Annotated in this window: 17 protein-coding genes and 1 riboswitch; of the genes, 12 read left to right on the forward strand and 5 right to left on the reverse strand. The window is 69.4% G+C overall.

All coding sequences use genetic code 11. The features are described from left to right. Positions 1–7: 7 nt before the first annotated feature. Both fdhF and HWX14_RS06285 read left to right on the forward strand, forming a co-directional pair. A complete protein-coding gene (gene fdhF / locus HWX14_RS06280; RefSeq protein ID WP_175881970.1) occupies positions 8–2,959 on the forward strand; it encodes a formate dehydrogenase subunit alpha in 2,952 nt (983 codons plus the stop codon). Between the two features lie 7 nt (positions 2,960–2,966). Further along, positions 2,967–3,218 carry a formate dehydrogenase subunit delta gene (locus HWX14_RS06285; protein ID WP_175881971.1) on the forward strand — a complete coding sequence of 84 codons (252 nt, stop codon included), beginning with the start codon at positions 2,967–2,969 and terminating at the stop codon, positions 3,216–3,218. Positions 3,219–3,226: 8 nt separating this feature from the next. Here the strand turns inward: HWX14_RS06285 and HWX14_RS06290 are convergent, their stop codons facing one another. Then, positions 3,227–4,873 carry an FAD-dependent monooxygenase gene (locus HWX14_RS06290; protein ID WP_175881972.1) on the reverse strand — a complete coding sequence of 549 codons (1,647 nt, stop codon included), beginning with the start codon at positions 4,871–4,873 and terminating at the stop codon, positions 3,227–3,229. 58 nt (positions 4,874–4,931) lie between these two features. On the opposite strand from HWX14_RS06290, the gene HWX14_RS06295 reads away from it, so the two are divergent. Beyond that, entirely contained in the window at positions 4,932–6,839 is a 1,908-nt protein-coding gene (locus tag HWX14_RS06295; protein WP_175881973.1) for a tetratricopeptide repeat protein, read from the forward strand. 82 nt (positions 6,840–6,921) lie between these two features. On the opposite strand, the gene HWX14_RS06300 is transcribed toward HWX14_RS06295, so the two are convergent. Next, positions 6,922–8,217 carry an MFS transporter gene (locus tag HWX14_RS06300; protein ID WP_175881974.1) on the reverse strand — a complete coding sequence of 432 codons (1,296 nt, stop codon included), beginning with the start codon at positions 8,215–8,217 and terminating at the stop codon, positions 6,922–6,924. Between the two features lie 355 nt (positions 8,218–8,572). Here HWX14_RS06300 and HWX14_RS06305 point away from each other — a divergent pair, with 355 nt between their 5' ends. After that, positions 8,573–9,538: a hypothetical protein gene (locus HWX14_RS06305; protein WP_175881975.1), complete on the forward strand. Its 966-nt coding sequence runs from the start codon at positions 8,573–8,575 to the stop codon at positions 9,536–9,538. A 78-nt stretch (positions 9,539–9,616) separates the two neighbouring features. Here HWX14_RS06305 and HWX14_RS06310 read toward each other — a convergent pair whose 3' ends face one another. Together HWX14_RS06310 and HWX14_RS06315 are read right to left on the reverse strand one after the other, a co-directional pair. Continuing rightward, positions 9,617–10,315, reverse strand: a complete 699-nt coding sequence (locus tag HWX14_RS06310) for a DUF2968 domain-containing protein (RefSeq protein WP_175881976.1) — start codon at positions 10,313–10,315, stop codon at positions 9,617–9,619. A gap of 115 nt (positions 10,316–10,430) precedes the next feature. Beyond that, the gene (locus HWX14_RS06315) at positions 10,431–11,612 is read right to left on the reverse strand and encodes a type 1 glutamine amidotransferase (protein ID WP_175881977.1); all 1,182 of its coding nucleotides are present in this window, start codon (positions 11,610–11,612) and stop codon (positions 10,431–10,433) included. A gap of 280 nt (positions 11,613–11,892) precedes the next feature. On the opposite strand from HWX14_RS06315, the gene HWX14_RS06320 reads away from it, so the two are divergent. The 7 genes from HWX14_RS06320 to HWX14_RS06350 all read left to right on the forward strand — a co-directional run bounded on the left by HWX14_RS06320 (position 11,893) and on the right by HWX14_RS06350 (position 19,909). Continuing rightward, the gene (locus tag HWX14_RS06320) at positions 11,893–12,573 is read left to right on the forward strand and encodes a GntR family transcriptional regulator (protein ID WP_175881978.1); all 681 of its coding nucleotides are present in this window, start codon (positions 11,893–11,895) and stop codon (positions 12,571–12,573) included. A 6-nt stretch (positions 12,574–12,579) separates the two neighbouring features. Continuing rightward, the gene (locus tag HWX14_RS06325; protein ID WP_175881979.1) at positions 12,580–13,956 is read left to right on the forward strand and encodes an amidase; all 1,377 of its coding nucleotides are present in this window, start codon (positions 12,580–12,582) and stop codon (positions 13,954–13,956) included. A gap of 146 nt (positions 13,957–14,102) precedes the next feature. Further along, positions 14,103–14,615 carry a disulfide bond formation protein B gene (locus HWX14_RS06330; protein WP_175881980.1) on the forward strand — a complete coding sequence of 171 codons (513 nt, stop codon included), beginning with the start codon at positions 14,103–14,105 and terminating at the stop codon, positions 14,613–14,615. Between the two features lie 620 nt (positions 14,616–15,235). Continuing rightward, complete coding sequence (xdhC, locus tag HWX14_RS06335; RefSeq protein ID WP_175881981.1) at positions 15,236–16,240, forward strand: xanthine dehydrogenase accessory protein XdhC; 1,005 nt, start codon at positions 15,236–15,238, stop codon at positions 16,238–16,240. Positions 16,241–16,258: 18 nt separating this feature from the next. Next, on the forward strand, positions 16,259–17,284 hold the full coding sequence (locus tag HWX14_RS06340) for an adenosine deaminase (protein ID WP_126360262.1): 1,026 nt from the start codon (positions 16,259–16,261) through the stop codon (positions 17,282–17,284). Positions 17,285–17,684: 400 nt separating this feature from the next. Continuing rightward, positions 17,685–19,004: a guanine deaminase gene (guaD, locus tag HWX14_RS06345; protein ID WP_175881982.1), complete on the forward strand. Its 1,320-nt coding sequence runs from the start codon at positions 17,685–17,687 to the stop codon at positions 19,002–19,004. 116 nt (positions 19,005–19,120) lie between these two features. Next, positions 19,121–19,258: riboswitch (yybP-ykoY riboswitch) on the forward strand. 78 nt (positions 19,259–19,336) lie between these two features. After that, complete coding sequence (locus HWX14_RS06350) at positions 19,337–19,909, forward strand: TMEM165/GDT1 family protein (RefSeq protein WP_012328109.1); 573 nt, start codon at positions 19,337–19,339, stop codon at positions 19,907–19,909. A gap of 54 nt (positions 19,910–19,963) precedes the next feature. On the opposite strand, the gene HWX14_RS06355 is transcribed toward HWX14_RS06350, so the two are convergent. After that, positions 19,964–20,674, reverse strand: a complete 711-nt coding sequence (locus HWX14_RS06355; protein WP_175881983.1) for a DUF4136 domain-containing protein — start codon at positions 20,672–20,674, stop codon at positions 19,964–19,966. Positions 20,675–20,861: 187 nt separating this feature from the next. On the opposite strand from HWX14_RS06355, the gene pepN reads away from it, so the two are divergent. Then, entirely contained in the window at positions 20,862–23,555 is a 2,694-nt protein-coding gene (gene pepN / locus HWX14_RS06360) for an aminopeptidase N (protein ID WP_175881984.1), read from the forward strand. The last annotated feature ends 202 nt before the right edge of the window (positions 23,556–23,757 follow it).

Below are 23,757 nucleotides of genomic sequence, written 5' to 3' on the forward strand. Positions count from 1 at the left end.
GCCCTGCATGTCCCTCGACACGAACAACGTCCGCCAAGGCGGCTGCGGCTCGGGCCAATGCGCGTGCAAGAGCGCCGCGCAGGCGCGTGCACGCGATCCGCACGACGATACCGACTACGGCACGCCGCAACGCCATGCCGATACCGACGTCACGCTCGAAATCGACGGCCAGCCGGTCACGGTGCCGGCCGGCACGTCGGTGATGCGCGCGGCGATCGAAGCCGGCGTCAATGTACCCAAGCTCTGCGCGACCGATTCGCTCGAGCCGTTCGGCTCGTGCCGGCTGTGCCTCGTCGAGATCGAAGGCCGGCGCGGCTATCCGGCGTCGTGCACGACGCCCGCCGAAGCCGGCATGAAGGTGCGCACGCAGTCGGACCGGCTGCAGTCGCTGCGCCGCAACGTGATGGAGCTGTACATCTCCGACCATCCGCTCGACTGCCTCACCTGCCCGGCCAACGGCGACTGCGAGTTGCAGGACATGGCCGGCGTGGTCGGGCTGCGCGAAGTGCGCTACGGCTTCGATGGCGCGAATCACCTGAAGGACACGAAGGACGAATCGAATCCGTACTTCACGTACGACCCGTCGAAGTGCATCGTCTGCAACCGCTGCGTGCGCGCATGCGAGGAAACGCAGGGCACGTTCGCGCTGACGATCGCCGCGCGCGGCTTCGAATCGCGCGTCGCCGCGGGAGAAAGCGAATCGTTCATGGCGTCGGAATGCGTGTCGTGCGGCGCGTGCGTGGCTGCGTGCCCGACGGCCACGCTGCAGGAGAAATCCGTCGTGCAGCTCGGGCAGGCCGAACACTCGGTCGTCACGACCTGCGCGTACTGCGGCGTCGGCTGCTCGTTCAAGGCCGAGATGAAGGGCACGCAGGTCGTGCGCATGACGCCGCACAAGAACGGTCTCGCGAACGAAGGCCACGCATGCGTGAAGGGACGCTTCGCGTGGGGCTATGCGACGCACAAGGACCGCATCACGAAGCCGATGATCCGCGAGAAGATCACTGACCCGTGGCGCGAAGTGAGCTGGGACGAAGCGCTCACCTACGCGGCGACGCAGTTCCGCAAGCTGCAGCAGAAGTACGGCCGCGATTCGATCGGCGGCATCACGTCGTCGCGCTGCACGAACGAGGAAACCTATCTCGTGCAGAAGCTCGTGCGCGCCGCGTTCGGCAACAACAACGTCGACACCTGCGCACGCGTGTGCCATTCGCCGACCGGCTATGGTCTGAAGACCACGCTCGGCGAATCGGCCGGCACGCAGACCTTCGCCTCGGTCGGCCAGGCCGACGTGATCGTCGTGATGGGCGCGAATCCGACCGACGGCCATCCGGTGTTCGGCTCGCGGCTGAAGCGGCGCGTGCGCGAAGGCGCGAAGCTGATCGTGATCGACCCGCGCCGCATCGACGTCGTCGACGGCCCGCACATCAAGGCCACGCATCATCTGCAGCTGCGCCCGGGCACCAACGTCGCGATCGTCAATGCACTGGCGCACGTGATCGTCACCGAAGGGCTGGTGGCCGACGCGTTCGTCGCCGAGCGCTGCGACACGCGCGCGTTCGAGCAATGGCGCGACTTCGTCGCGCAGGCCGGCAATTCTCCCGAGGCAACCGCGGACGTGACGGGCGTGCCGGCCGCGCTAGTGCGCGAAGCCGCGCGCCTCTACGCGACGGGCGGCAATGCGGCGATCTATTACGGCCTGGGCGTCACCGAACACGCGCAGGGCTCGACGACGGTGATGGGCATCGCGAACCTCGCGATGGCGACCGGTAACGTCGGCCGCGAAGGCGTCGGCGTCAATCCGCTGCGCGGCCAGAACAACGTGCAGGGTTCGTGCGACATGGGCTCGTTCCCGCACGAACTGCCCGGCTACCGGCACATCAGCGACACGGTGGTGCGCACGCAGTTCGAGCAGGCATGGTCGGCCACGCTGCAGCCGGAGCCGGGGCTGCGCATCCCGAACATGTTCGACGCGGCGCTCGACGGCAGCTTCAAGGGGCTTTACTGCCAGGGCGAGGACATCGTCCAGTCGGACCCGAACACGCAGCACGTCGCCGCCGCGCTGTCGGCGATGGAATGCATCGTCGTGCAGGACATCTTCCTGAACGAAACCGCGAAGTACGCGCACGTGCTGCTGCCGGGCTCGACGTTCCTCGAAAAGGACGGCACGTTCACGAATGCGGAGCGCCGGATCTCGCGCGTGCGCAAGGTGATGCCGCCGCTCGCGGGCTACGCGGACTGGGAGGTCACGCTGCTGCTGTCGCAGGCGCTCGGCTACGACATGCACTACACGCATCCGTCGGAAATCATGGACGAGATCGCCCGGCTCACGCCGACCTTCTCGGGCGTGTCGTACGAGAAGCTCGACGCGCTCGGCAGCATCCAGTGGCCGTGCAACGAACACGCGCCGGAAGGCACGCCGACCATGCACATCGACACGTTCGTACGCGGCAAGGGCCGATTCGTGATCACCAAGTTCATCCCGACGCCGGAGAAGGTCACGCAGCGCTATCCGCTGATCCTGACGACGGGCCGCATCCTGTCGCAATACAACGTCGGCGCGCAGACGCGCCGGACCGAGAACGTCCGGTGGCATGAAGAGGACCGCCTCGAGATCCATCCGCACGACGCGGAAGACCGCGGGATCCGGACCGGCGACTGGGTCGGCATCGAGTCGCGTGCCGGTCAGACCGTGTTGCGCGCGCTGGTGTCCGACCGCATGCAGCCGGGTGTCGTGTACACGACGTTCCACTTCCCCGAATCGGGGGCGAACGTGATCACGACGGAAAGCTCCGACTGGGCGACGAACTGCCCGGAATACAAGGTGACGGCCGTGCAGGTGATGCCGGTTGCGCAACCGTCCGACTGGCAACAGGCGTATGCGCGCTTCAACTCGGAGCAGCTCGATCTGCTCGAGCGCCGCGCCGCCGAGCCGGCCGCCGTGACGACGGGCAAGTGAGGCTGCGATGGACAACGGACACCTGATCGACATGGCCAACCAGATCGGCGCATTCTTCGAATCGATGCCCGATCGCGACGAAGCGCTGACCGGGATCGCCGAGCATATCCGGCGCTTCTGGGAGCCGCGGATGCGCCGCGCGTTTCTCGCCGCGCTCGACGATCCGTCGAGCGAAGCCGGGCAACGCGCGACGCCGATCGTGCGGGATGCGATCGCCGCGCACCGCGCGTCGCTCGTACCGGCTGCCGCCCCCGTCTGAGCGCGCGGCTACGCGGGCTGCGGCACGCCCGCGAACCAGCTTTCGCAATGGCGCAGCAGCGCGTTCGCGTCGGTCGCGGTGCGGCCGCGCGCCGCGATGTAGCCGTCGGGCCGCAGCAGATAGAACGAAGGCCTCGACCGGCCGTAGGCCTGCGCAAGCCCGTCCTCCCCGGCGCTTTCGGCATCGGCGACCCGCCACGCGCGCACGGCGCCGGGCATGACGCGTTCCAGCCCTTCCGCGAGCAACTGCCCATCCGCCGGCATCGGCGGTACGTCGCCCGCATCGACGGCGACGGGCTCCTCGAGCAGCAGCAGCGTGAAGCTCGCCGGATCATGCAGGTCGTATATCCGCGCGCTCCCGGGCGCCCGGCCGAGCGGGCCGTCGACCACGTGCACGAGCGCGTCGGGCGCGCGCTCGCCGGCGCGCGGACCGCCATCGAGCACGCGCTCCAGCGTGAGCGGACTTTTCCGGTACTGCACGGCGAGTTCGCTGAACGTGCGCCGCACCGCGTCGCGCACCGGGCCGAACGACGACAGCAGCGGCACGACGTGATTGCGCAGCAGCTTGATCGCACCGTGGTCGGCTTCGACCATTTGCGTGACGAAACCGGTCTGTCGCAACACGTCGCGCTCGATCGGGTGGCGTTCCACGTGATACGTGTCGAGCAGCCGCTCGGGCGTGCCCGCGCCAAGCACGCGCGCGAGCTTCCAGCCGAGATTGAATGCTTCCTGCATCCCCGTGTTCATGCCCTGCGCGCCGGCCGGGCTGTGGATATGCGCGGCGTCGCCCACGAAAAACACGCGCCCGTAGCGCAGCCGGTCGACCATGCGGCTGTGCAGATGGAAATACGACGACCAAGCGAGATCGCTCGGCGCAATCGACGCACCGGTGCGGGCACGCACGATCGCGTCGCATTCGTCGAGCGTCGGCGCCGGCGCGTCGGGCGACGCATCGCCGGCGGGCGGCCGGTCGGCGACGAGCCGGTAGCGGCCGTTGCCCATCGGAAACAACCCGGCGATGCCGTCGGACGTCGTGAACAGGTGAATCTCTTCGTCGGGCCAGCCGGGTATCGCCGCGAAATCGGCAAGCAGGAACGTCTGTTCGAACGCACGGCCCGCAAAACCCACGTTGAGCAGATGCCGTACCGTGCTGTGCGCACCGTCGGCGGCGATCAGATATGACGGTGTGAACGCCTCTTCGCGACCGTCGGCGCCGCGCATCGTCACGTCGAGCGACGTGCCGCCCGCGTCGCACGCGGTCAGCGTGACGCCGCGCTCGATCGTCACGCCGAGCCCGGCCAGATGCTCGGCAAGCAGGCGCTCGGTGACGCTCTGGTCGAGCAACAGCAGATACGGGTAACGCGTTTGCAGCGGATCGAAATCGAGCCGCGCGATCACGCGGCCATCGGCATGCAGCGCGGCCGCATGCACGCGATGGCCGAGATCGAGAAAGGGGTCGACCGTGCGATGCTGCTCCAGCAGTTCGAGCGTGCGCGCCTGGATGCCGATCGCGCGCGAATACGGCGCCGGGGTGGCGAGCCGGTCGATGATGCGCACCGGCACGTGCGCCCGCGCGAGGCTCATCGCCGCGGCCAGGCCGGTGGGCCCGGCGCCGACGATCAGCACGGGCGGAATGTCGAGCGGGGTGTCAGCCATGAGAACCTCGATGACACGCGATCATGCAAGTCTACGCCGCTCCGCGTGACGGGGCCATATGCCAAACGGCCGATGCGCGGCCCCGCCGCGCGGTGTGGGAAAATACGCGCTTTCCGCCAGTTTTCGCGTCATGGATTCCGCATTCGACCGGGCGTACGCCGCACATCGCGCGGGCCGCCTCGCCGAGGCCGAGCACGGCTATCGCCACGCGCTCGCCTCCAACCCCGCCGACGCCGACGCACTGCACCTGTTCGGCGTGCTGCGGCACCAGCAGGGCCAGCACGCCGAGGCAGCCGATCTCGTCGGCCGCGCCGTCGCGCTGCGTCCGGACGATGCCGCGCTGCAGCTCAATCTCGGCAACGCGCTGAAAGCGCTCGGCCGGCTCGACGAAGCGATCGACCGCTTTCGCAACGCGCTGACGCTCGCGCCCGAATTTCCGCTCGCGCACTACAACCTCGGCAACGCGTATGCGGCGCTGCAGCGTCACGACGATGCGATCGACGCCTTCGGCCGCGCGCTGCGGCTCACGCCCGACGACGCGTCGATCCACAACAATCTCGGCAACGCGCTGAACGCACTCGGCCGCCACGACGACGCGCTCGCCGCGTTCGGTCGCGCGCTCGAGCTCCGGCCCGGGCATGCGGGCGCGCACAACAACCTCGCGATGGCGCTGAGCGCGATGGGTCGCGCTGACGATGCGATCGCGCACTTCCAGGCCGCGATCGCCGCGCAGCCGCGTTTCGTCGCCGCGCATTTCAATCTCGGCAACACGTTCGATGCGGTCGGCCGGCATGCCGAGGCGGCCGCGGCGTTCGAAGCCGCGCTCGCGCTGCACCCGCCGTTTCCGCTCGCGCTGTTCGGGCTCGCGAACGCGCTCTGCGCGCAGGCGCGCCATCGCGACGCGCTGCCCTACTACGAGCGCGCCGTCGGGCTCGATCCGTCGTTCGGGCTCGCATGGCTGAATCTCGGCAACGCGCATCATGCGCTCGGCGCGCACGAGATGGCGCTGCGCGCATTCGACCAGGCGCTGCGGGTCGCGCCCGATCTCACGCTCGCGCGGCTGCATCGCGCGGTCACGCTGCTGACGCTGCGCGACTTCACGCGCGGCCTGCCCGCCTATGAAGCGCGCCACGAAACGCCCGGCGCGACGCCGCTCGGCGCGCTGCCGCGCTGGCAGGGCGAGCCGATTGCGGCGCGCACGTTGCTGATCCGCGCGGAACAGGGGTTCGGCGACACGCTGCAGTTCGTTCGCTTCGTGCCGCTGGCCCGCGCACGCTGCGCGCGCGTCGTGCTCGAAGTCCAGCCGGAACTCGTCGCGCTGCTGACGCCGGCCGCCGCGCGCTGGCGCGTGACGCTCGTGCCGCAAGGCGCCGCGAAGCCGCCTGTTGCGAACGTCGCGTGCACGCTGATGAGCCTGCCGTTCCTGCTGGGCCTTCAGCCGGACGATATCGTCGGCTCGCGCTACCTCGATGCGCCCGATGGCGCCCGGCGGCGCTTTCGCGGCTCGCTCGGCGGGCAGTCGAAGCGCAAGTTCGGCCTCGCGTGGTCGGGGCGCCGGCAGGCGCAGGAAAACCGCTCGATGCCGTTCGACGCGCTCGCGCCGCTGCTCGCGCTGCCGGACATCGACTGGATCGTGCTGCAGCCCGCGCTCGACGACGACGAACGGGCGCGCGTCGACGCGCATCCGCGCGTGCATCGTCTCGACGGCCGGCTGAACGACTTCGCCGACACGGCCGCGCTGATCGAGCGGCTCGACGGCGTCGTCACGATCGACACGGCCGTCGCGCACCTCGCGGGCGCGCTCGGCAAGCCGCTGTGGGTCATGCTGCCGTTCGCGGCCGACTGGCGCTGGTTCACCGGCGACGATTGCCCGTGGTACGCACGAGCCAGAATCGCCCGCCAGCCTGCGCCGGGCGCGTGGCCCGACGTGGCGGCCGCGGTGGCGGGCATGCTGCGCGACGCATGACCGCACACGAAAAAGGGAGCGCATCGCGCTCCCTTTTTTCAACCTGACGCGCGGCCGACGCCGCGCGATATATCGATCGCCGTCAGGCCGACTTGTACTGGTTGCGCGCGGCGGACGTGCGGTACAGCACGAGCGTCGCGATCAGCCCGCAGATCGCGGCCACGCTCAACCACAGCCCCGGCGCCGCCTTGTTGCCCGTCTGGTGGATCAGCAGCGTCGAGATCGCCGGCGTGAAGCCGCCGATCGTCGTCGCCAGGCTGTACGCGAGCGAGAAGCCGGCCGTCCGCACGTCGGCCGGCATCACTTCGGTCAGCGCGACGACCATCGCGCCGTTGTACGACGCGTACAGGAACGACAGCCACAGCTCGACCGCGAGCAGCCGCAGGAACGACGGATCGCCGACGAGCCACAGCACGGCCGGGTAAGCCGACAGCAGCGTCAGCACGGTGAACGCGATCAGCACCGGGCGGCGGCCGATGCGGTCGGACAGCGCGCCGGACAACGGCAGCCACACGAGATTCGAGATCCCGACGCAGACGGTCACGACGAGCGCGTCGAGCGACGACAGGTGCAGCACTTCCTTGCCGAAGGTCGGCGTGTACGCGGTAATCATGTAGAACGACACCGTCGTCATGATCACCATCCCCATGCCGGCCACCACGACGCCCCAGTTGTCGAGCATCGAACGCATGATCTCGCCCATCGTCGGACGATGACGCTTCGCCAGAAACTCGTCGGTCTCCCTCAGCGAACGGCGGATCAGGAACAGGAACGGCACGATCAGGCAGCCGATCAGGAACGGGATGCGCCAGCCCCACGCGGTCATTTCCTCGACCGGCAGCGCGCGGTTCAGCACGACGCCGACGAACGCGGCGAACACGACGGCCACCTGCTGGCTGCCCGACTGCCACGACGTATAGAAGCCCTTGTGGCCCTTCGTCGCGATCTCCGACAGGTAGACCGACACGCCGCCGAGCTCGACGCCCGCCGAGAAGCCCTGCAACAACCGGCCGAGCAGCACGAGTACCGGCGCGAGCACGCCGATCGTCGCATAACCCGGTATCGCGGCCACCGTGAGCGTGCCGATCGCCATCAGCCCGAGCGTCAGGATCAGCCCCTTGCGGCGGCCATGATGGTCGATATACGCGCCGAGCACGATCGCACCGACCGGCCGCATCAGGAAGCCCGCGCCGAATACCGACAGCGACAGCATCAGCGACGCGAAGGCGTCGCCGCTCGGAAAGTACGTTTTCGCGATGGCCGACGCGTAATACCCGTAGACCATGAAGTCGTACATTTCCAGGAAGTTGCCGCTGACGACGCGGAATACGGTGCGGAATTTCGATTCCTGCGCGATGGCAGGCGACGCTGTGGACATGTTTTCTCGCTCGGCTCGGATGGCGCGCATACCGCGCCGCATGGGTCCGGCGACGCACGCCGCGCCGGGCCGGGCCGCCGCGCACGGGCATCGCTGTCTGCCGGCGGCGCATCGCGCAACGACGCGCGCACCGGCATGATTCGCGAATCATGCCACGGCAAGCCGACATTTGCCTTGTGGTGCCCCTGTTGCTGGCGTCGCGGTATCTACCTCGTACAAGTCGTCCTGATACCGGCACAAGAATCAGATCCATCTGATCGACCTGTGTTCGCCGGCTGACGACAATGTCGGGATTCGCGACGACATTTCCGCGCCGCGCCGGCACGGTTGCCCGTGTCGCACGGCGCCTCCCTCCATGACCCCATCGCCCCTCGTCCCGGTCGAAGGCGCGCTTGCCCGCCCTCGCGCCACCCCGCTCGACCACGTCCCGCCGTTCGGCCGCGAATGGCGATTTCGCGGCGCACCCGGTGCCGGGCGCGGCGGGAACTGCCTCGCGACGCTGACGACGTCCTGCATCGACGTCGACCGGCCGCACCGCGCGTGCCGATGGCAGCCGCTGTCCGTAGCGGCGTCGCTGCCGGCTTCGGCCGGGTTACCCGTCACACCGGCGGCGGCCGCCGGCAGGCGCTTGCACGATCGCGCGCGCCGCCCTCGCGACCGGCGCGCGATGTATGCCGTCTGCTGGAGCATCGGCGCACTCGGCTTCATCGGCTGGCTGATCGGCGCGTACGAGCCGCCGGCGGGTTCCGGTCTCGCGTCCGCGATTCAGGTCGCCGACGGTGCGCCCGCTCACACCACGACATCGACCGGCACCATACGTGTCGCCGCGACTCAACCGGCTACGTCGACGAACACCATGCCGCAGCGCAACGCGGCAACGCCTGTCGCCGACACGACGGAATCGCCGTCGGCCACGCGCCGCGCCCTGCTTCGTCCCGCACCGCGGCACCCGCAAGCGACCTCCGACGTGCGGCACGCCGCCCCGGCCTCGCCGCGTCGGGTATCCGGCCAGCGTACGACGGATGCATCGTCCCGCACACCGGTCGTGCCGCGGCTGGCCGCGCATCCGTCGCTCCAGCGCGATGCGGCCCACGTCGGCACACGCGATCGGCGTGCCCGGCTGCCGCGCACGGCGGACACGCGCGATATGCACGATATGCGCGACGCGCTCGACGATCCGGCCACGCTGATCGCCATGGCAAACGCGCTGCGCGCCGCCCAGCCTGCCCGCCCGACGCACCCGCCCGCGGCCGGTTTCGACTGGACGTCGCAACTGTCGCACCGCCGCGTGACCGACGTGCCGAACGCATTCGCACATTGACGCCCGCGCAATAAAAAACCCGGCGAAGATCGCTTCGCCGGGTTTTTGCTCGTCTCGCTCCGTCCGTTCGACGAATCGTTACTTGTGCGCGGGCAGCCCCGTCTCGGTCTGCTTCTCGAGCTGCCGCACCTGCTCCTGCAGATCGCGCAACTGCAACTGCGCGGCCCGCTTCTCGACCTGCAGCGCCTGTGCCTGCTCCTGCGCCGACTTCTGCCGCTGCGCGACTTCGGCCTGCTGGTTGCGCGCGACGCTCAGGTCGGCCTGCAACTGCTGCGCACGATTCGCCTGAAGCGCGATCACGCGTTCGAGAAACGCCTTCTGCGCCTGCAGCTCGGTCCGGCGGATCTCGATATCGGCGAGTTGCACGGTCTGCTGGACGAAATTCGCATACACCATCTCCGCGCGATTCTTGTCCTGCGAACGGATCACGCGCCACAGGTTCTTGTCCTGGAACAGCGCGACGTAGTACGTCATCTCGCGCGGATCGAACATCAGGCTCGCACCGTAGCTGCCGTTGTACGTCGTGCGCATCTCGACGATCCGGCCGTCGTGCAGCATCTGCGTCAGCTCGGCGACGTTGCCTTGCGCGGCGGCGTCCGTCGCGGCCGCGGCCGATGCAGCCGGCGATGCGCTGCCGCTCAGGCTCGTGACCGCCGGACGCGTACCGGCGACGGGGGCGGTCGCGTCTGCGGACCAGGCCGTGCCCGCTTGCGCGCAGGCGGCCAGCGCAACGATCCACGTCGCGCATCGTGCAGGGGAAAAATTTCGGAAAGCCAACGTCAGACTCCGGCGAACGAATCGGAACTCGCGATTATCGTTCAAAACGAAACGGCCGCATCTCGAATTAATCGGGATGCGGCCGGCCTGCGTACGACGCGAAAAATACGGCGTGCTACAGGCGCGTTTCGCGTGCCGCGCGCAGGAACGCATCGAGCAGCGGCGTGCAGTCGAGCAGCTCCGAGCCGCCCGCGCGATGGAACTCCGGATGCCACTGCACGCCGACGACGAATGGCGAACGGCGATGGCGAATGCCTTCGATGATGCCATCGCCGGCCGACACGGCCTCGATGTTCAGATCGCGGCCGAGATCGCGGATCGCCTGGTGGTGAATCGAGTTGACGATCGCTTCGCTGCGCCCCGGGAACATGCTCGCGAGCGTCGACGAGTCGGGGAAGCGAATCGCGTGACGATGCTGGTCGTAATGCTCGCTCACGTGCGCATTCGCGGTCGGCACGTCGGTCGCGATGTCCTGGTACAGCGAGCCGCCGAACGCGACGTTGATCAGCTGGCAGCCGCGACACACGCCGAGCACGGGTTTGCCGGACTCGACGAATTCGTGCAGCAGCTCGAGCTCGTACATGTCGCGCACGCGATCGCCCGGCCACTCGGGGCGCGCATCCGACGCCGCGTAGGTCTGCGGCGACACGTCGGCGCCGCCTTGCAGCAGCAGGCCGTCGAGATGCTTCGCGTAATCGCGCAGGCGGATGTTGCTCGGATGGATCATGCCTTGATGGCCGACCGTCGGGATCATGAACACGAGCACGTCGCGCGACATCACCCAGTGCGCGATCGACTCCTCGAGATACTGCAGCGTCTTGCCGCGCAGCCCCTTCGCGCCGGGCTCCGGATGGAAGATCCGCGCCGACACGCCGATGCGCAGCGTGCGCTGCGTGATGCGCTGGCCGGCGCGGTCGAACAGCCGCCGCGCGCGGGCCGCGACGATCCGGCCGAACACCGACCACGGCGTATCGCTCTGCTTCAGGTAGGCCGGCGGCGCATTCTGCGCGTTCGCGGGCGGCGGCCGCGGCGTATCGAAATCGGGCGGCGCGCCGAATCCGGGCGGCGGCGCGCCGGGCTTCGGCGGCGCGACCGGAGCGGCGCCATCACTGACCGTGCCGGCCGCACCGGGCTCGGATGCAGCCGTGACGGGCGACGCGCCGTCATCGGCGACATTCTCCGCGGCGGCCTGCGTGGCCGGCGCATCGGGCGTTTTCGCCGGATCGGGGCGGGGGGAATCGGAAGAAGCGGAAAAGGTGCCGGGCAGACCGGCCGGGGAAGGCGTGTTTTCGCTCATGACGATGGTCTGATGCGTCGCTCGCGCGTAGGGATAGACGAGGATTCATTATGCTTCAGTGCACGATCGCGCGGTAAACCTGCAACATCCTGTCGATATTGTTGCAAGTCGGTGGCAAGCCGGGCGGAAGAGCGGCGCCGTTCGCGCGCCGGCACTGCCTGCCCCCCTCGTTCGCGCTGGACATCTGTGATATATCACAATAATATCCAAAGATCGCCCACGCTTCCCGAGCCTCCGCGCCCATGATCGCGCCCCTCCCGGCCACCGTGCCGCAACCGGCATGAGTACCGTGACCGACATCCCCCGCGAGCGCGCCGCCGCATCGCCGGCCAGCCTCGCCGAGCGCGCATACGCGCTGATCCAGCGCGACATCATCACGATGCGTCTGAAACCGGGCGCCGCGCTCAACGAAGCCGACCTCGTGGCACGGACCGGAATCGGCCGCACGCCGGTGCACCAGGCCGTGCATCGACTCGTGCTCGAAGGGCTGCTGTCCGTGATGCCGCGCAAGGGCTTGATGGTGCAGCCGCTGTCGCTCGACGACATCGTCGCGGTGATCGACGTGCGGCGCATCAACGAAGCGCACTGCGCCGAACTCGCCGCGCGCCATGCGACGCCCGACGATCTCGCGCGCCTGGCCGCGCTGCTCGACGACGGGCAGGCCTGCGTCGACACGCACGACGTCGAAGGCATGATGGAGCTCGACCGCGCGTTTCATCAGACGATCGCGTCGGCCGCGCGCAATGCCGTGCTCGCCGACATCCTGCGCGCGCTGCACGAGCGCTCGCTGCGCTTCTGGTTCGTCACGCTGTCCGAACCGCACCATCTCGCCGACGTCCAGCACGAACACCGCGAACTGTTCGAGCGGCTGTCCGCACGCGACGCCGCCGGCGCGCGCGCAGCCGTCGAAAGCCATATCGATTCGTTCCGCTCCACGCTTCTTCAACATCTTCGCCCCTGAGCCGCCATGACCACTTTCACGCCGTTCCCTCCGCTCGCCCAGCTCGCCGCCGACCTCGCCGCCGGCCGGACCACGAGCCGCGCGCTCGTCGACGCCGCGCTCGACCGGATCACCGATCCGTCGGGCCAGGGCGCCGTCGTCTTCACCGAAGTCGATGCCGACAACGCCCGCGCGGCCGCCGACGCGCACGACCGGCTGCGCGCCGCGGGCACCGTGCTGTCGCCGCTCGCGGGCATTCCCGTGTCGGTCAAGGACCTGTTCGACGTCGCGGGCCAGGTCACGCGCGCGGGTTCGCGGGTGCTCGACGGCGCACCGGCCGCGCGCACCGATGCGGTCGCCGTCGCGCGGCTCAAGCGCGCGGGCGCGGTGCTGGTCGGCCGCACCAACATGAGCGAGTTCGCGTTTTCGGGGCTCGGGCTGAATCCGCACTTCGGCAACCCGCGCTCGCCGTACCACCGCGACGTGCCGGGCGATGCGCGGATTTCGGGCGGCTCGTCGTCGGGAGCGGCCGCGTCGGTCGCCGACGGGATGGCCGCGGTCGCGCTCGGCACCGACACCGGCGGCTCGATCCGCATTCCGGCCGCGCTGTGCGGGCTGACCGGCTTCAAGCCGACCGCGAGCCGGATCCCCACGCAAGGCGGCGTGCCGCTGTCGACGACGCTCGACTCGTTCGGCCCGATCGGCCTGACGGTCGCGTGCTGCGCGCTGGTCGACCGGATGCTCGCGGGGCTCGAGCCGCACGTGCCGGCCGCCCGGCCGCTCGAAGGCGTGCGGCTCGGCGTGCTGACGAACTACGTGACCGATGGCGTCGATGCCGACGTCGCGGCGGCGCTCGACACCGCGCTCAAGCATCTCGAAGCGGCCGGTGCGATCGTCACCGAAGTACGCTTCCCCGCGCTCGACCGGCTGCCGGAGATCAACCGTTTCGGCTTCTCGCCGATCGAGGCGTACGCGTGGCATCGTCCGCTGCTCGCCAAGCATCGCGACCAGTACGACCCGCGCGTGCTGACGCGGATCCTGAAGGGCGAACCGGCGAGCGCCGCCGACTATCTCGACCTGCTCGCCGCGCGCGCCGCGATGCTCGACGAAGCCGCGCACACGGTCTGGTCGCGCTTCGATGCGCTCGTCGCGCCGACGGTGCCGGTCGTGCCGCCGCGCATCGCCGAACTCGAAGCGGACGACGACGCGTTCACGCGCACCAACGCGCTGATCCTGCGCAATCCGAGCGCGTTCAACTTCCTCGATGCGTGCGGGCTGTCGCTGCCGTGCCATCCGCGCGACGCGGCGCCGGTCGGCCTGATGCTCGCGGCGGCGCCGCATCGCGACGACGCGCTGCTTGCGATCGGCCAGTCGGTCGAGGCCGTGCTGAACACGATCCGCTGAGCGCGCTGGCCGATCGCCAGCCGATCGCCGGCGGCCCGCGCGTGTGCGGCAGGGTGCCGCACGCGCGCTGTCAGTTTCGTGCCAGACCGTTCGCGCTAAAATCGCGCGATTGTTTTCCGGACCGACCGACGAGGAACCCCGCCGACATGAACGACTACACGCTTGCACTCCGCCGCGAACGCCGCCTGCTGATGCTGCTCGGATGGGTGTGCATCGCCCTGCTGGCCGGCGCGCTGTACCTGCAGTACGTGAAGAACGAAGACCCGTGCCCGCTGTGCATCATCCAGCGCTACTTCTTCTGCGCGATCGGGATCTTCGCGTTCCTGGCCGCCGGGATCCGCAACTGGCGCGGTGTCTGGGTGCTCGAACTGCTGATCGCGATCGCCGCGGCCGGCGGCGTCGGCACGGCCGCGCGACACCTGTCGATCCAGATGAATCCGGGCTTCAGCTGCGGCTTCGACACGCTGCAGCCGATCGTCGACAGCCTGCCGCCCGCGCAGTGGTTCCCCGGCATGTTCAAGGTCGCCGGGCTGTGCGAGACCGTCTACCCGCCGATCCTCGGCGTCCTGCTGCCCGGCTGGGCGCTGATCGGCTTCGCCGTGATCCTGGTCGCGGTCGTCGCGAGCCTCTGGCGTCATCGTCGCAAGCTCGCGGGCTGACCGGCCGGCCGCGTTGCCGGCCGATGGCCTGCGCGGCCCGACCGAACGGGCCGCGCGCCGCCGGCAAGTCGTCACCCGGCTGCACCCTGCGCCGGCCTTGCCCGGTCGCCGCGCGTAAACACCTACCCCGCCGCCGCCCGGATGTCCGGGCCGGCGCGCGTCGCGCGATCGCCACGCCCCCGCCCCGCCGCGCATGCGTTTCGGCCCGATGTGCATGCATCGGCGCCACGATCCCGCGCGGCGGGCCTATGATCGACATGATCGCCGCCTGATAGCCCGGATCACCGCCCGGCCATGTTCCCGCCGCGTGGCGATGCTATCTTCGGGACTGGATGGCGATCTACGTGCGCGAGGCCAGGCGGTCTCACCGCTCCCTGCGTAACGCGCGCCCGATCCGCAATGTCGACTGGATTCATCATGACAACGCACACCATCCGCATCCGTCACCCTCATGGCGTCCGCGCGTCCGGCGGCGCCGTTCGCGCACGTCGTCGGTACTCGGCCGCCGCACGGCATCAGCCGTGCAGCCGGCCGGCCGCGCGCCCGTCCGTCCTCGTTGCCGCCGCGCCCGCCGGAGCGCGCCGCGCGTCGTGCCGCGTCGTCCCGAACGGAGCGTGCTGATGGAAGCCTGGCTCGGCGATCTGCAGCAACTGCTCACGCACGGCGAAGCGGCCGTGCTCGTGACGGTCGCGCACACCGACGGCTCCGCGCCGCGCGAAGCCGGCACCAAGATGCTGGTCACGCGCGACACGGCCCGCCATACGATCGGCGGCGGTCATCTGGAATGGAAGGCGATCGAGATCGCGCGGCACCTGCTGAAGGACGGCGCGCACGTGCCGCACGCGCGCCGGCTCGAGCGGCTCGCGCTCGGCCCGAGCCTCGGCCAGTGCTGCGGCGGCGCCGTGGTGCTCGCGTTCGAGCGGCTCGACGTCGGCGACCTCGGCTGGATCATGTCGCTCGCGAAGCGCGTCGCGGCCGGCGCCGCGACCGTGCGTAGCGTATCATTCGGCCCCTCGCCGGGCGCGCCGCTGTTGAGCGAGCCCGAATCGGAAGCCGCGCGCGCCGATTGCCTGCTGTGGGAAACCGGCGGCGTATCGCTGATGACCGAAACGATCGCGCCGTATGCGTTCCCCGTCGTGCTGTTCGGCGCGGGACACATCGGCACCGCGCTCGTGAAGGTGCTGGCGACGCTGCCGTGCCACGTGCGCTGGATCGACGGGCCCGACGCGGGGTTCCCGCCGGCCGACGCGCTCGCCGGCATCGGCAACCTCGCGATCGATGCGACCACTTCCCCGGCGGACGCGGTCGACGCCGCGCCGCCGCAGTCCTACTTCGTCGTGATGACGCACGACCACGCGCTCGATTTCATGCTGGCCGAACGCATCCTGCGACGCGGCGACTATGCCTACTTCGGGATGACCGGCTCGCACACGAAACGCGTGCAGTTCGATCACCGGCTCGCCGCGATCGGCGTCGACCCGGCCCAGGTCGCGCGGATGCGCTGCCCGATCGGTGTCGAAGGCATCGTCGACAAGGCGCCCGAAGTGATCGCGATCTCGGTGGCCGCGCAATTACTGCAGGCCGTCGAGGCGAATGCGTGCGCGCAGGCTTCCCCTACCTACTGACCGACCAAGAACGACGCCATGACCCCGACATTCAAGAACAAGATCGCTCGCGCGCCGAAAGCGGAGCTGCACATCCATATCGAAGGCTCGCTCGAGCCGGAACTGATCTTCGCGCTCGCGCAGCGCAACGGCGTGAAGCTCGCGTACGACTCGATCGACGCGCTGCGCGCCGCGTATGCGTTCACCGATCTGCAATCGTTCCTCGACATCTACTACGCCGGCGCGAGCGTGCTGCTCACCGAGCAGGATTTCTACGACATGACGGCCGCGTACTGCGAGCGCGCGCTCGCCGACAACGTCGTCCACACCGAACTGTTCTTCGACCCGCAGACGCACACCGAGCGCGGCGTGCCGATCGAGACGGTCGTCGCGGGCATCGAGCGCGCGCTCGCCGACGCCGAAGCACGCGGGCTGTCGAGCAAGCTGATCCTGTGCTTCCTGCGCCACCTGTCCGAAGAGGATGCGCTCGCGACGTTCGAATCCGCATTGCCGCTGTTCGAGCGCTATCGTCATCGCCTGATCGGCGTGGGCCTCGATTCGTCCGAGCTCGGCCATCCGCCGACGAAGTTCGCGCGCGTGTTCGAGAAGGCGCGCGCGCTCGGGCTGAAGCTCGTCGCGCACGCGGGCGAGGAAGGCCCGCCCGCGTACATCTACGAAGCGCTCGACGTGCTGAAGGTCGACCGGATCGACCACGGCGTGCGCAGCATCGAGGATGCGGCGCTCGTCGAGCGTCTCGCGAAAACGCGCACGGCGCTCACCGTGTGCCCGCTGTCGAACCTGAAGCTGTGCGTGTTCGACGACATGGCGAAGCACACGCTGAAGGCGCTGCTCGACCGAGGCGTGGCGGTGACGATCAACTCCGACGATCCGGCCTATTTCGGCGGCTACGTCAATGAAAACTACTTCGCGACGGCCGAAGGGCTGCAACTCACGGATGCCGAAGTCCATGCGGTGATCCGCAACGGCTTCGAGGCGTCGTTCATCGAACCGGCGCAGCGCGACGCACTGTACGCGCGCCTCGACGCGTACTGGCAGGCCGCGTGACGGCCCGCATCGAGGCTCGCTAGACAGATGAAACACGGCAACGGCATCCGCGTCGCGATTCCCCGTTCGGCCTTGCGCCGGGCGGATCGGCTGCGTGCGTGCGGCGCGATCGCGCGGTACGGCGTCGTCCGCACGCGCCGGCCGTCGCGGTTTGCCGTGGCGTTCGCCGCCGTACCGGTTGCAGGCATACCGGCTGCGGGCGCACCGGTTGCGCGCGCAACGGCCGCGAGGTGCACGAACAACCACTCGCTGGCGGCTTCGGCCGCCACGTTCGCCCGCGCCGTCGCCGCCGGCCGTGCCGCACGTCACGTGCGGCCGCCGCTCGCGAAGCACCGTCCCGCCCCGTGCGGCGCCGATCGCTTTCTTCTGTTCGCCTTACCTTGATGCAGGACCCTTCGTCATGACGCAAACCGCTTTCCGTTCCCAACTGCTGACCTTCAACGGCGACCCGGCGCAATCGAGCCAGGCCGCGAATTACGAGACCGACGGGCTCCTGATCGTCGACGACGGCAAGGTCGTCGCCGCCGGCCCGTACGCGTCGCTTGCCGCGACACTCGCGCGCGACGCGGTGGTCCACGACCTGCGCGACAAGCTGATCGTGCCCGGCTTCATCGACACGCACATCCACTATCCGCAGACGGACATGATCGCGTCGCCGGCGCCGGGCCTGCTGCCGTGGCTCGACAAGTACACGTTCCCGACCGAGCGCCAGTTCGGCGACCCCGAGCATGCGCGCGAAGTCGCCGACTTCTTCGTCGACGAACTGCTCGCGTGCGGCACGACGAGCGCGCTCGTCTACTGCACGGTGCACAAGCAGTCGGCCGATGCGCTGTTCGCAGCAAGCGACGCGCGCGACCTGCGGATGATCGCGGGCAAGGTGCTGATGGACCGCAACTGCCCCGAATTCCTGCGCGACACCGCGCAGTCGGGCTACGACGACAGTGCCGAGCTGATCGACCGCTGGCACGGCAAGGGCCGCCAGATGTACGCGCTCACGCCGCGCTTCGCGCCGACGTCGACCGAGGCGCAGCTCGAGGCGTGCGGCGAACTCGCGCGCCGCCATCCGGACGTGTTCGTGCAAAGCCACGTCGCGGAAAACGTCGACGAGGTGAAATGGGTGGCCGAGCTGTTCCCCGGCCATCGCAGCTATCTCGACATCTACGACCGCTACGGGCTGCTGCGGCCGCGCGCGGTGTACGGCCACTGCATCCACCTCGACGACGAGGATCGCCGCCGGATGGCCGAGACGCGCACCGTCGTCGCGCACTGCCCGACGTCGAATTTCTTCCTCGGCAGCGGGCTGTTCGACTTCGACAAGGCCGGCGAATACGACGTACCCGTCACGCTCGCGACCGACGTCGGCGGCGGCACGTCGTTCTCGATGCTGCAGACGATGAACGAGGCGCACAAGGTCGCGCGGCTGTCGGGCCATCACCTGACCGCCACGCGAATGTTCTGGCTCGCGACGGCCGGCGCCGCGCAGGCGCTCGACCTCGCCGACACGATCGGCACGCTCGAGCCGCGCACCGAGGCCGACTTCGTCGTGCTCGATCCGCGGGCGACGCCGCTGCTCGCGCGCCGCACGCAGCGCGCGGATTCGCTCGAGGAACTGCTGTTCGCGTTCGCGCTGCTCGGCGACGACCGCGCGGTGTACCGCACCTATGCGGCCGGCGAACTCGTGCACGAGCGCGGCGCCGCGCGCCGCCCGGCCGCCGCGTAACGGCTCGCGGGTAGCCCGTTCCGGCCTGCGCGGCAGCTTCGCCGTCGCGCAGGCCGGCAACCGAACCCGCAAGACGGCCCGCCCGCTTTCGCGCACGCAACGCGCCGTGCTAGAATTCGCCGCTCATTGGGGAGTAGCCGCTCCGCTCGATGTCCCGCGCCCCCGGCGCGCATCGTGACGGAGGCGTCCGTCAACAGACTTGGCCGTTCGGCCATGGCGGCCGCAGCCACGTTGGCCTGGCGAGACCGATGGTTCACTGCGCGCCGCATCAGGGCCCGGCGCGCGGCGGATCGTCGCTCGCACGCACAACAACGGCCCGTGGAACCCCATTCGTGTCTCAAGCCTTCCTGATCTCCACCGGCGCCGTCGCCCTCGCTGAAATCGGCGACAAGACCCAACTGCTTTCCCTCGTTCTGGCCGCGCGCTATCGCAAGCCGGTGCCGATCATTCTCGGCGTGCTCGTCGCGACGCTCGTCAACCACGGTTTCGCCGGCGCGCTCGGCGAATGGCTGGGCGTGCTCGTCACGCCGTCGATCATGCGCTGGGCGCTCGCGTTCTCGTTCATCGCGATGGGGCTGTGGATCCTGGTGCCGGACAAGCTCGACGAGGACGAGGCCAATGCGACCCGCTCGCGGCTCGGCGTGTTCGGCGCGACGCTGGTCGCGTTCTTCCTCGCGGAGATGGGCGACAAGACGCAGATCGCGACGGTCGCGCTGGCCGCGCGTTTCCAGGATTACATCGGCGTGGTGGCCGGCACGACGTTCGGGATGATGCTCGCGAACGTGCCGGCGATCCTGCTCGGCGACCGCTTCGCGCATCGTCTGCCGACGAAGCTCGTGCACGGGATCGCGGCCGTACTGTTCGTCGTGCTCGGCGCGCTGGCGCTGCTGGGTGTCGGGGTCTGACGGAAAGGAAAGTGGCCGGCGCGGCCGGGCGGCCGCGCCGAGAAGGATGCCGCGCTACTTCGCGACGGCCGCGCCCGAGGCGGGCGCCGCCGGCACCGCGCGCTCGTTGGCGGCCGGCGCCGCCGGCCCGCCGCGCTTGTCGACCGGCAGCCGGACCGTGCGGACCGCGCCGTTCGACAGCGGGAAATCGGCGAGCGCGCTGCGCGCGAGGAACGGCATCGCGTACAGCAGCGTGCCGTTGTCGCCGGTCGTGCGCGCGGACACGTTGTAGACCTCCTTGCCCGTCGCGCGCTCGGTGATGCGGATGCCGAGCATGTAGTCGAACACCTGGTAGGTCTGCGCGACATAGCCGGCCGGCATCGGCCCCCAGGGGCCCCACGGACCCCAGGGACTCCACGGCCCGCCCCGCCAGTACGGCCCCGGCCCCATGAACCACGGGTCATAGTAGACCGGCTGCGGCACCGTCACGAGATCGCTGCCGACCGCATAGGTCAGCCCGACGAGATAGCGTGCCTGCGACTGCGGCACCTGCCGGAACGCGTACGCGGACAGCTCGTTCGCGACGATCGGCTCGTAGGTCGACTGCTCGATGCTGTTCTTCTGCGCGTCCGTGCGCGTGAACGCATAGGTGCGGGTCGCGTCGCTGCCGCTCCAGTCGGAGAAGGCCGTGACCTGGGTAGTCACGTAGCTGGTGCAGCCGGTCAGCAGCGCGACGCACAGCGCCGCCGCCCAGCCCGCACCGCGAAAAATCCATTCGCGTTTCATGTTGATCCTCGTCGATCCGTCACCCGTTCGTCGCACCGCGCGAAGCACAACGGGATGCCGATAATACGCGGACTATCGGAAGCGGTAAAAAGTTCGCCCGGCACGCAGCCGCAAGCCTTTGTACAATGGCCCGGTTCGCCTGGCCCGCGCGACGGGCCCGTCCCCCACTCCACCGATCTCGACGACCATGTCCGACAACGCCTCCTCCACCGTGATCCGCCGCGCCGACTACACGCCGCCGGCCTTCCTCATCGATTCCGTCGCACTCGAATTCGATCTCGCGCCGGCCCGCACGATCGTCAGGAACACGATGCGCGTGCGCCGCAATCCGGACGCCGCGCCCGCGCCGCACCTGGAACTGCTGGGCGAGGCGCTCGACTTCCTCGGCGCGCGGCTCGATGGCGCGCCGCACGGCGCGGTGCGCGCGCACGAGCACGGGCTGACGGTCGAGAACGTGCCCGACGCGTTCGAGCTGACGCTCGAAAGCGCGTGCGCTCCGGACCAGAATACGACGCTGTCGGGCCTGTACGTGTCGAGCGGCAACTTCTTCACGCAGTGCGAAGCCGAAGGCTTTCGCCGCATCACCTACTTCCTCGACCGCCCCGACGTGATGGCGTCGTACACGGTCACGCTGCGCGCCGACAAGGCCGCGTACCCGGTGCTGCTGTCGAACGGCAACCTCGTCGATTCGGGCGACCTGCCCGACGGCCGCCACTTCGCGAAATGGGAAGACCCGTTCCGCAAGCCGAGCTACCTGTTCGCGCTGGTCGCCGGCAAGCTCGTCGCGATCGAGGAGAAAATCACGACCGGTTCCGGCAAGGAAAAACTGCTGCAGGTATGGGTCGAACCGGCCGACCTCGACAAGACGCGTCACGCGATGGATTCGCTGATCCACTCGATCCGCTGGGACGAAAAGCGCTTCGGCCTCGAGCTCGATCTCGACCGCTTCATGATCGTCGCGGTCGGCGACTTCAACATGGGCGCGATGGAGAACAAGGGGCTCAACATCTTCAACACGAAGTACGTGCTGGCGAACCCCGAGACCGCGACCGACACCGATTTCGCGAACATCGAGTCGGTGGTCGGCCACGAGTACTTCCACAACTGGACCGGCAACCGCGTGACCTGCCGCGACTGGTTCCAGCTGAGCCTGAAGGAAGGCCTGACGGTATTCCGCGACCAGGAATTCTCGGCCGACATGGCCGCGGGCGACGACGTCGAATCCGCGGCCCGCGCGGTCAAGCGCATCGAGGACGTGCGCGTGCTGCGCCAGCTGCAGTTCGCCGAGGACGCCGGCCCGATGGCGCACCCGGTGCGCCCGGAGAGCTACGTCGAGATCAACAACTTCTACACGATGACCGTCTACGAGAAAGGCTCGGAAGTCGTGCGGATGTACCAGACGCTGTTCGGCCGCGACGGCTTCCGCAAGGGGATGGATCTGTACTTCAAGCGCCATGACGGCCACGCGGTGACCTGCGACGACTTCCGTCACGCGATGGCCGACGCGAACGGGCGCGACCTCGCGCAGTTCGAGCGCTGGTACAGCCAGGCCGGCACGCCGCGCGTGTCGGTGCGCACCGCGTACGACGCGGCCGCGCGCCGCTATACGGTCACGCTCGCGCAAGGCTACGGCGATGCGTCGCCGGCCGCGCGCGAAACGCAGCAGGGGCCGCTGCTGATCCCGTTCGCGATCGGCCTGATCGGCCGCGACGGCCGCGACCTGCCGCTGCGTCTGGACGGCGAAGTCGCCGCATCGGGCACGACGCGCGTGCTCGAATTCACCGATACCGAGCAGGCCTTCACGTTCGTCGACGTGCCGGAAGCGCCGCTGCCGTCGCTGCTGCGCAACTTCTCGTCGCCGGTGATCGTCGAGTACGACTACAGCGACGACGATCTCGCGTTCCTGCTCGCGCACGACAGCGATCCGTTCAACCGCTGGGAAGCCGGCCAGCGCCTCGCGACGCGCGCGCTGCTGACGCTCGCCGCGCGTGCCGCCGCCAACGCGCCGCTCACGCTCGGCGAGAACTTCGTCGCCGCGTTCCGCCGCGTGCTGACCGATGAAAGCCTGTCGCCGGCGTTCCGCGAACTCGCGCTGACGCTGCCGTCGGAAACCTACCTCGCCGACCAGATGGCCGAGGCCGACCCGGCCGCCGTGCATCGCGCGCGCCAGTTCGTGCGCCGCCAGCTCGCGACCGCGCTGCGCGCCGACTGGCTCGCCGCGTACGAGCAGCACCAGACGCCCGGCGCCTACGAGCCGACGCCGGAAGCCTCGGGCCGCCGCGCGCTGAAGAACCTCGCGCTCGCGTATCTCGCCGAACTCGAGGATCCGGCCGATGCCGTGCGCCTCGCCACGGCCCAGTACGACGCGGCGAACAACATGACCGATCGCGCGGCTGCGCTCGGCGCGCTGCTGTCCGCGGCGGCCGCGGGCGCGAACGAGCCGGCCGAGAAGGCGCTTGACGACTTCTACCGTCGCTTCGAGAAGGAAGCGCTCGTGATCGACAAGTGGTTCGCGATGCAGGCGGCGCAACGCGGTACGCCCGCGCAGCCGACGCTCGCGAAGGTGCGCAAGCTGCTCGCGCACCCCGCGTTCAATCTGAAGAATCCGAACCGCGCGCGCTCGCTGATCTTCAGCTTCTGCGCGGCCAATCCCGCGCAATTCCATGCGGCGGACGGTTCGGGCTACGCGTTCTGGGCCGAACAGGTGCTCGCGCTCGACGCGATCAACCCGCAGGTCGCGGCACGCCTCGCGCGCTCGCTCGAACTGTGGCGCCGCTTCACGCCGGCGCTGCGCGACCGGATGCGCGACGCGCTCGAACAGGTCGCCGCCGGCGCGAAATCGCGTGATGTGCGCGAGATCGTCGAGAAGGCGCTCGCGTAAGTCACGCGATCGACCCTGTCGGGTCCGCGCGATCGAGCCGGCGCCGCCTCACGCGGCGCCGGCTTTTTTTATTGCACGAACGCAGCTGAAAACCGCACGCACGGGGTCGGACCGTGCAGCCGGCCTGCGGGGCGATGCACGCACCGCCCGTCGTCGCCGTCCGCGCCCGGGCCGATTCGGCGGCCCCGCCATGTAACCGGAC

It is taken from the genome of Burkholderia sp. BCC0044 (genome assembly GCF_902832955.1).
In the GTDB taxonomy this organism is placed as follows: Bacteria; Pseudomonadota; Gammaproteobacteria; order Burkholderiales; family Burkholderiaceae; genus Burkholderia.

Bases quoted from the DNA above. Each gene is read 5' to 3' on its own strand.
- HWX14_RS06330 (WP_175881980.1), top strand. From the start codon at position 14,103: ATGAACGACTACACGCTTGCACTCCGCCGCGAACGCCGCCTGCTGATG.
- HWX14_RS06340 (WP_126360262.1), top strand. From the start codon at position 16,259: ATGACCCCGACATTCAAGAACAAGATCGCTCGCGCGCCGAAAGCGGAG.
- xdhC (WP_175881981.1), top strand. From the start codon at position 15,236: ATGGAAGCCTGGCTCGGCGATCTGCAGCAACTGCTCACGCACGGCGAA.
- HWX14_RS06290 (WP_175881972.1), bottom strand. From the start codon at position 4,873: ATGGCTGACACCCCGCTCGACATTCCGCCCGTGCTGATCGTCGGCGCC.
- HWX14_RS06355 (WP_175881983.1), bottom strand. From the start codon at position 20,674: ATGAAACGCGAATGGATTTTTCGCGGTGCGGGCTGGGCGGCGGCGCTG.
- HWX14_RS06285 (WP_175881971.1), top strand. From the start codon at position 2,967: ATGGACAACGGACACCTGATCGACATGGCCAACCAGATCGGCGCATTC.
- HWX14_RS06305 (WP_175881975.1), top strand. From the start codon at position 8,573: ATGACCCCATCGCCCCTCGTCCCGGTCGAAGGCGCGCTTGCCCGCCCT.
- HWX14_RS06315 (WP_175881977.1), bottom strand. From the start codon at position 11,612: ATGAGCGAAAACACGCCTTCCCCGGCCGGTCTGCCCGGCACCTTTTCC.
- HWX14_RS06325 (WP_175881979.1), top strand. From the start codon at position 12,580: ATGACCACTTTCACGCCGTTCCCTCCGCTCGCCCAGCTCGCCGCCGAC.
- pepN (WP_175881984.1), top strand. From the start codon at position 20,862: ATGTCCGACAACGCCTCCTCCACCGTGATCCGCCGCGCCGACTACACG.
- guaD (WP_175881982.1), top strand. From the start codon at position 17,685: ATGACGCAAACCGCTTTCCGTTCCCAACTGCTGACCTTCAACGGCGAC.
- HWX14_RS06320 (WP_175881978.1), top strand. From the start codon at position 11,893: ATGAGTACCGTGACCGACATCCCCCGCGAGCGCGCCGCCGCATCGCCG.
- HWX14_RS06300 (WP_175881974.1), bottom strand. From the start codon at position 8,217: ATGTCCACAGCGTCGCCTGCCATCGCGCAGGAATCGAAATTCCGCACC.
- fdhF (WP_175881970.1), top strand. From the start codon at position 8: ATGTCCCTCGACACGAACAACGTCCGCCAAGGCGGCTGCGGCTCGGGC.
- HWX14_RS06295 (WP_175881973.1), top strand. From the start codon at position 4,932: ATGCCAAACGGCCGATGCGCGGCCCCGCCGCGCGGTGTGGGAAAATAC.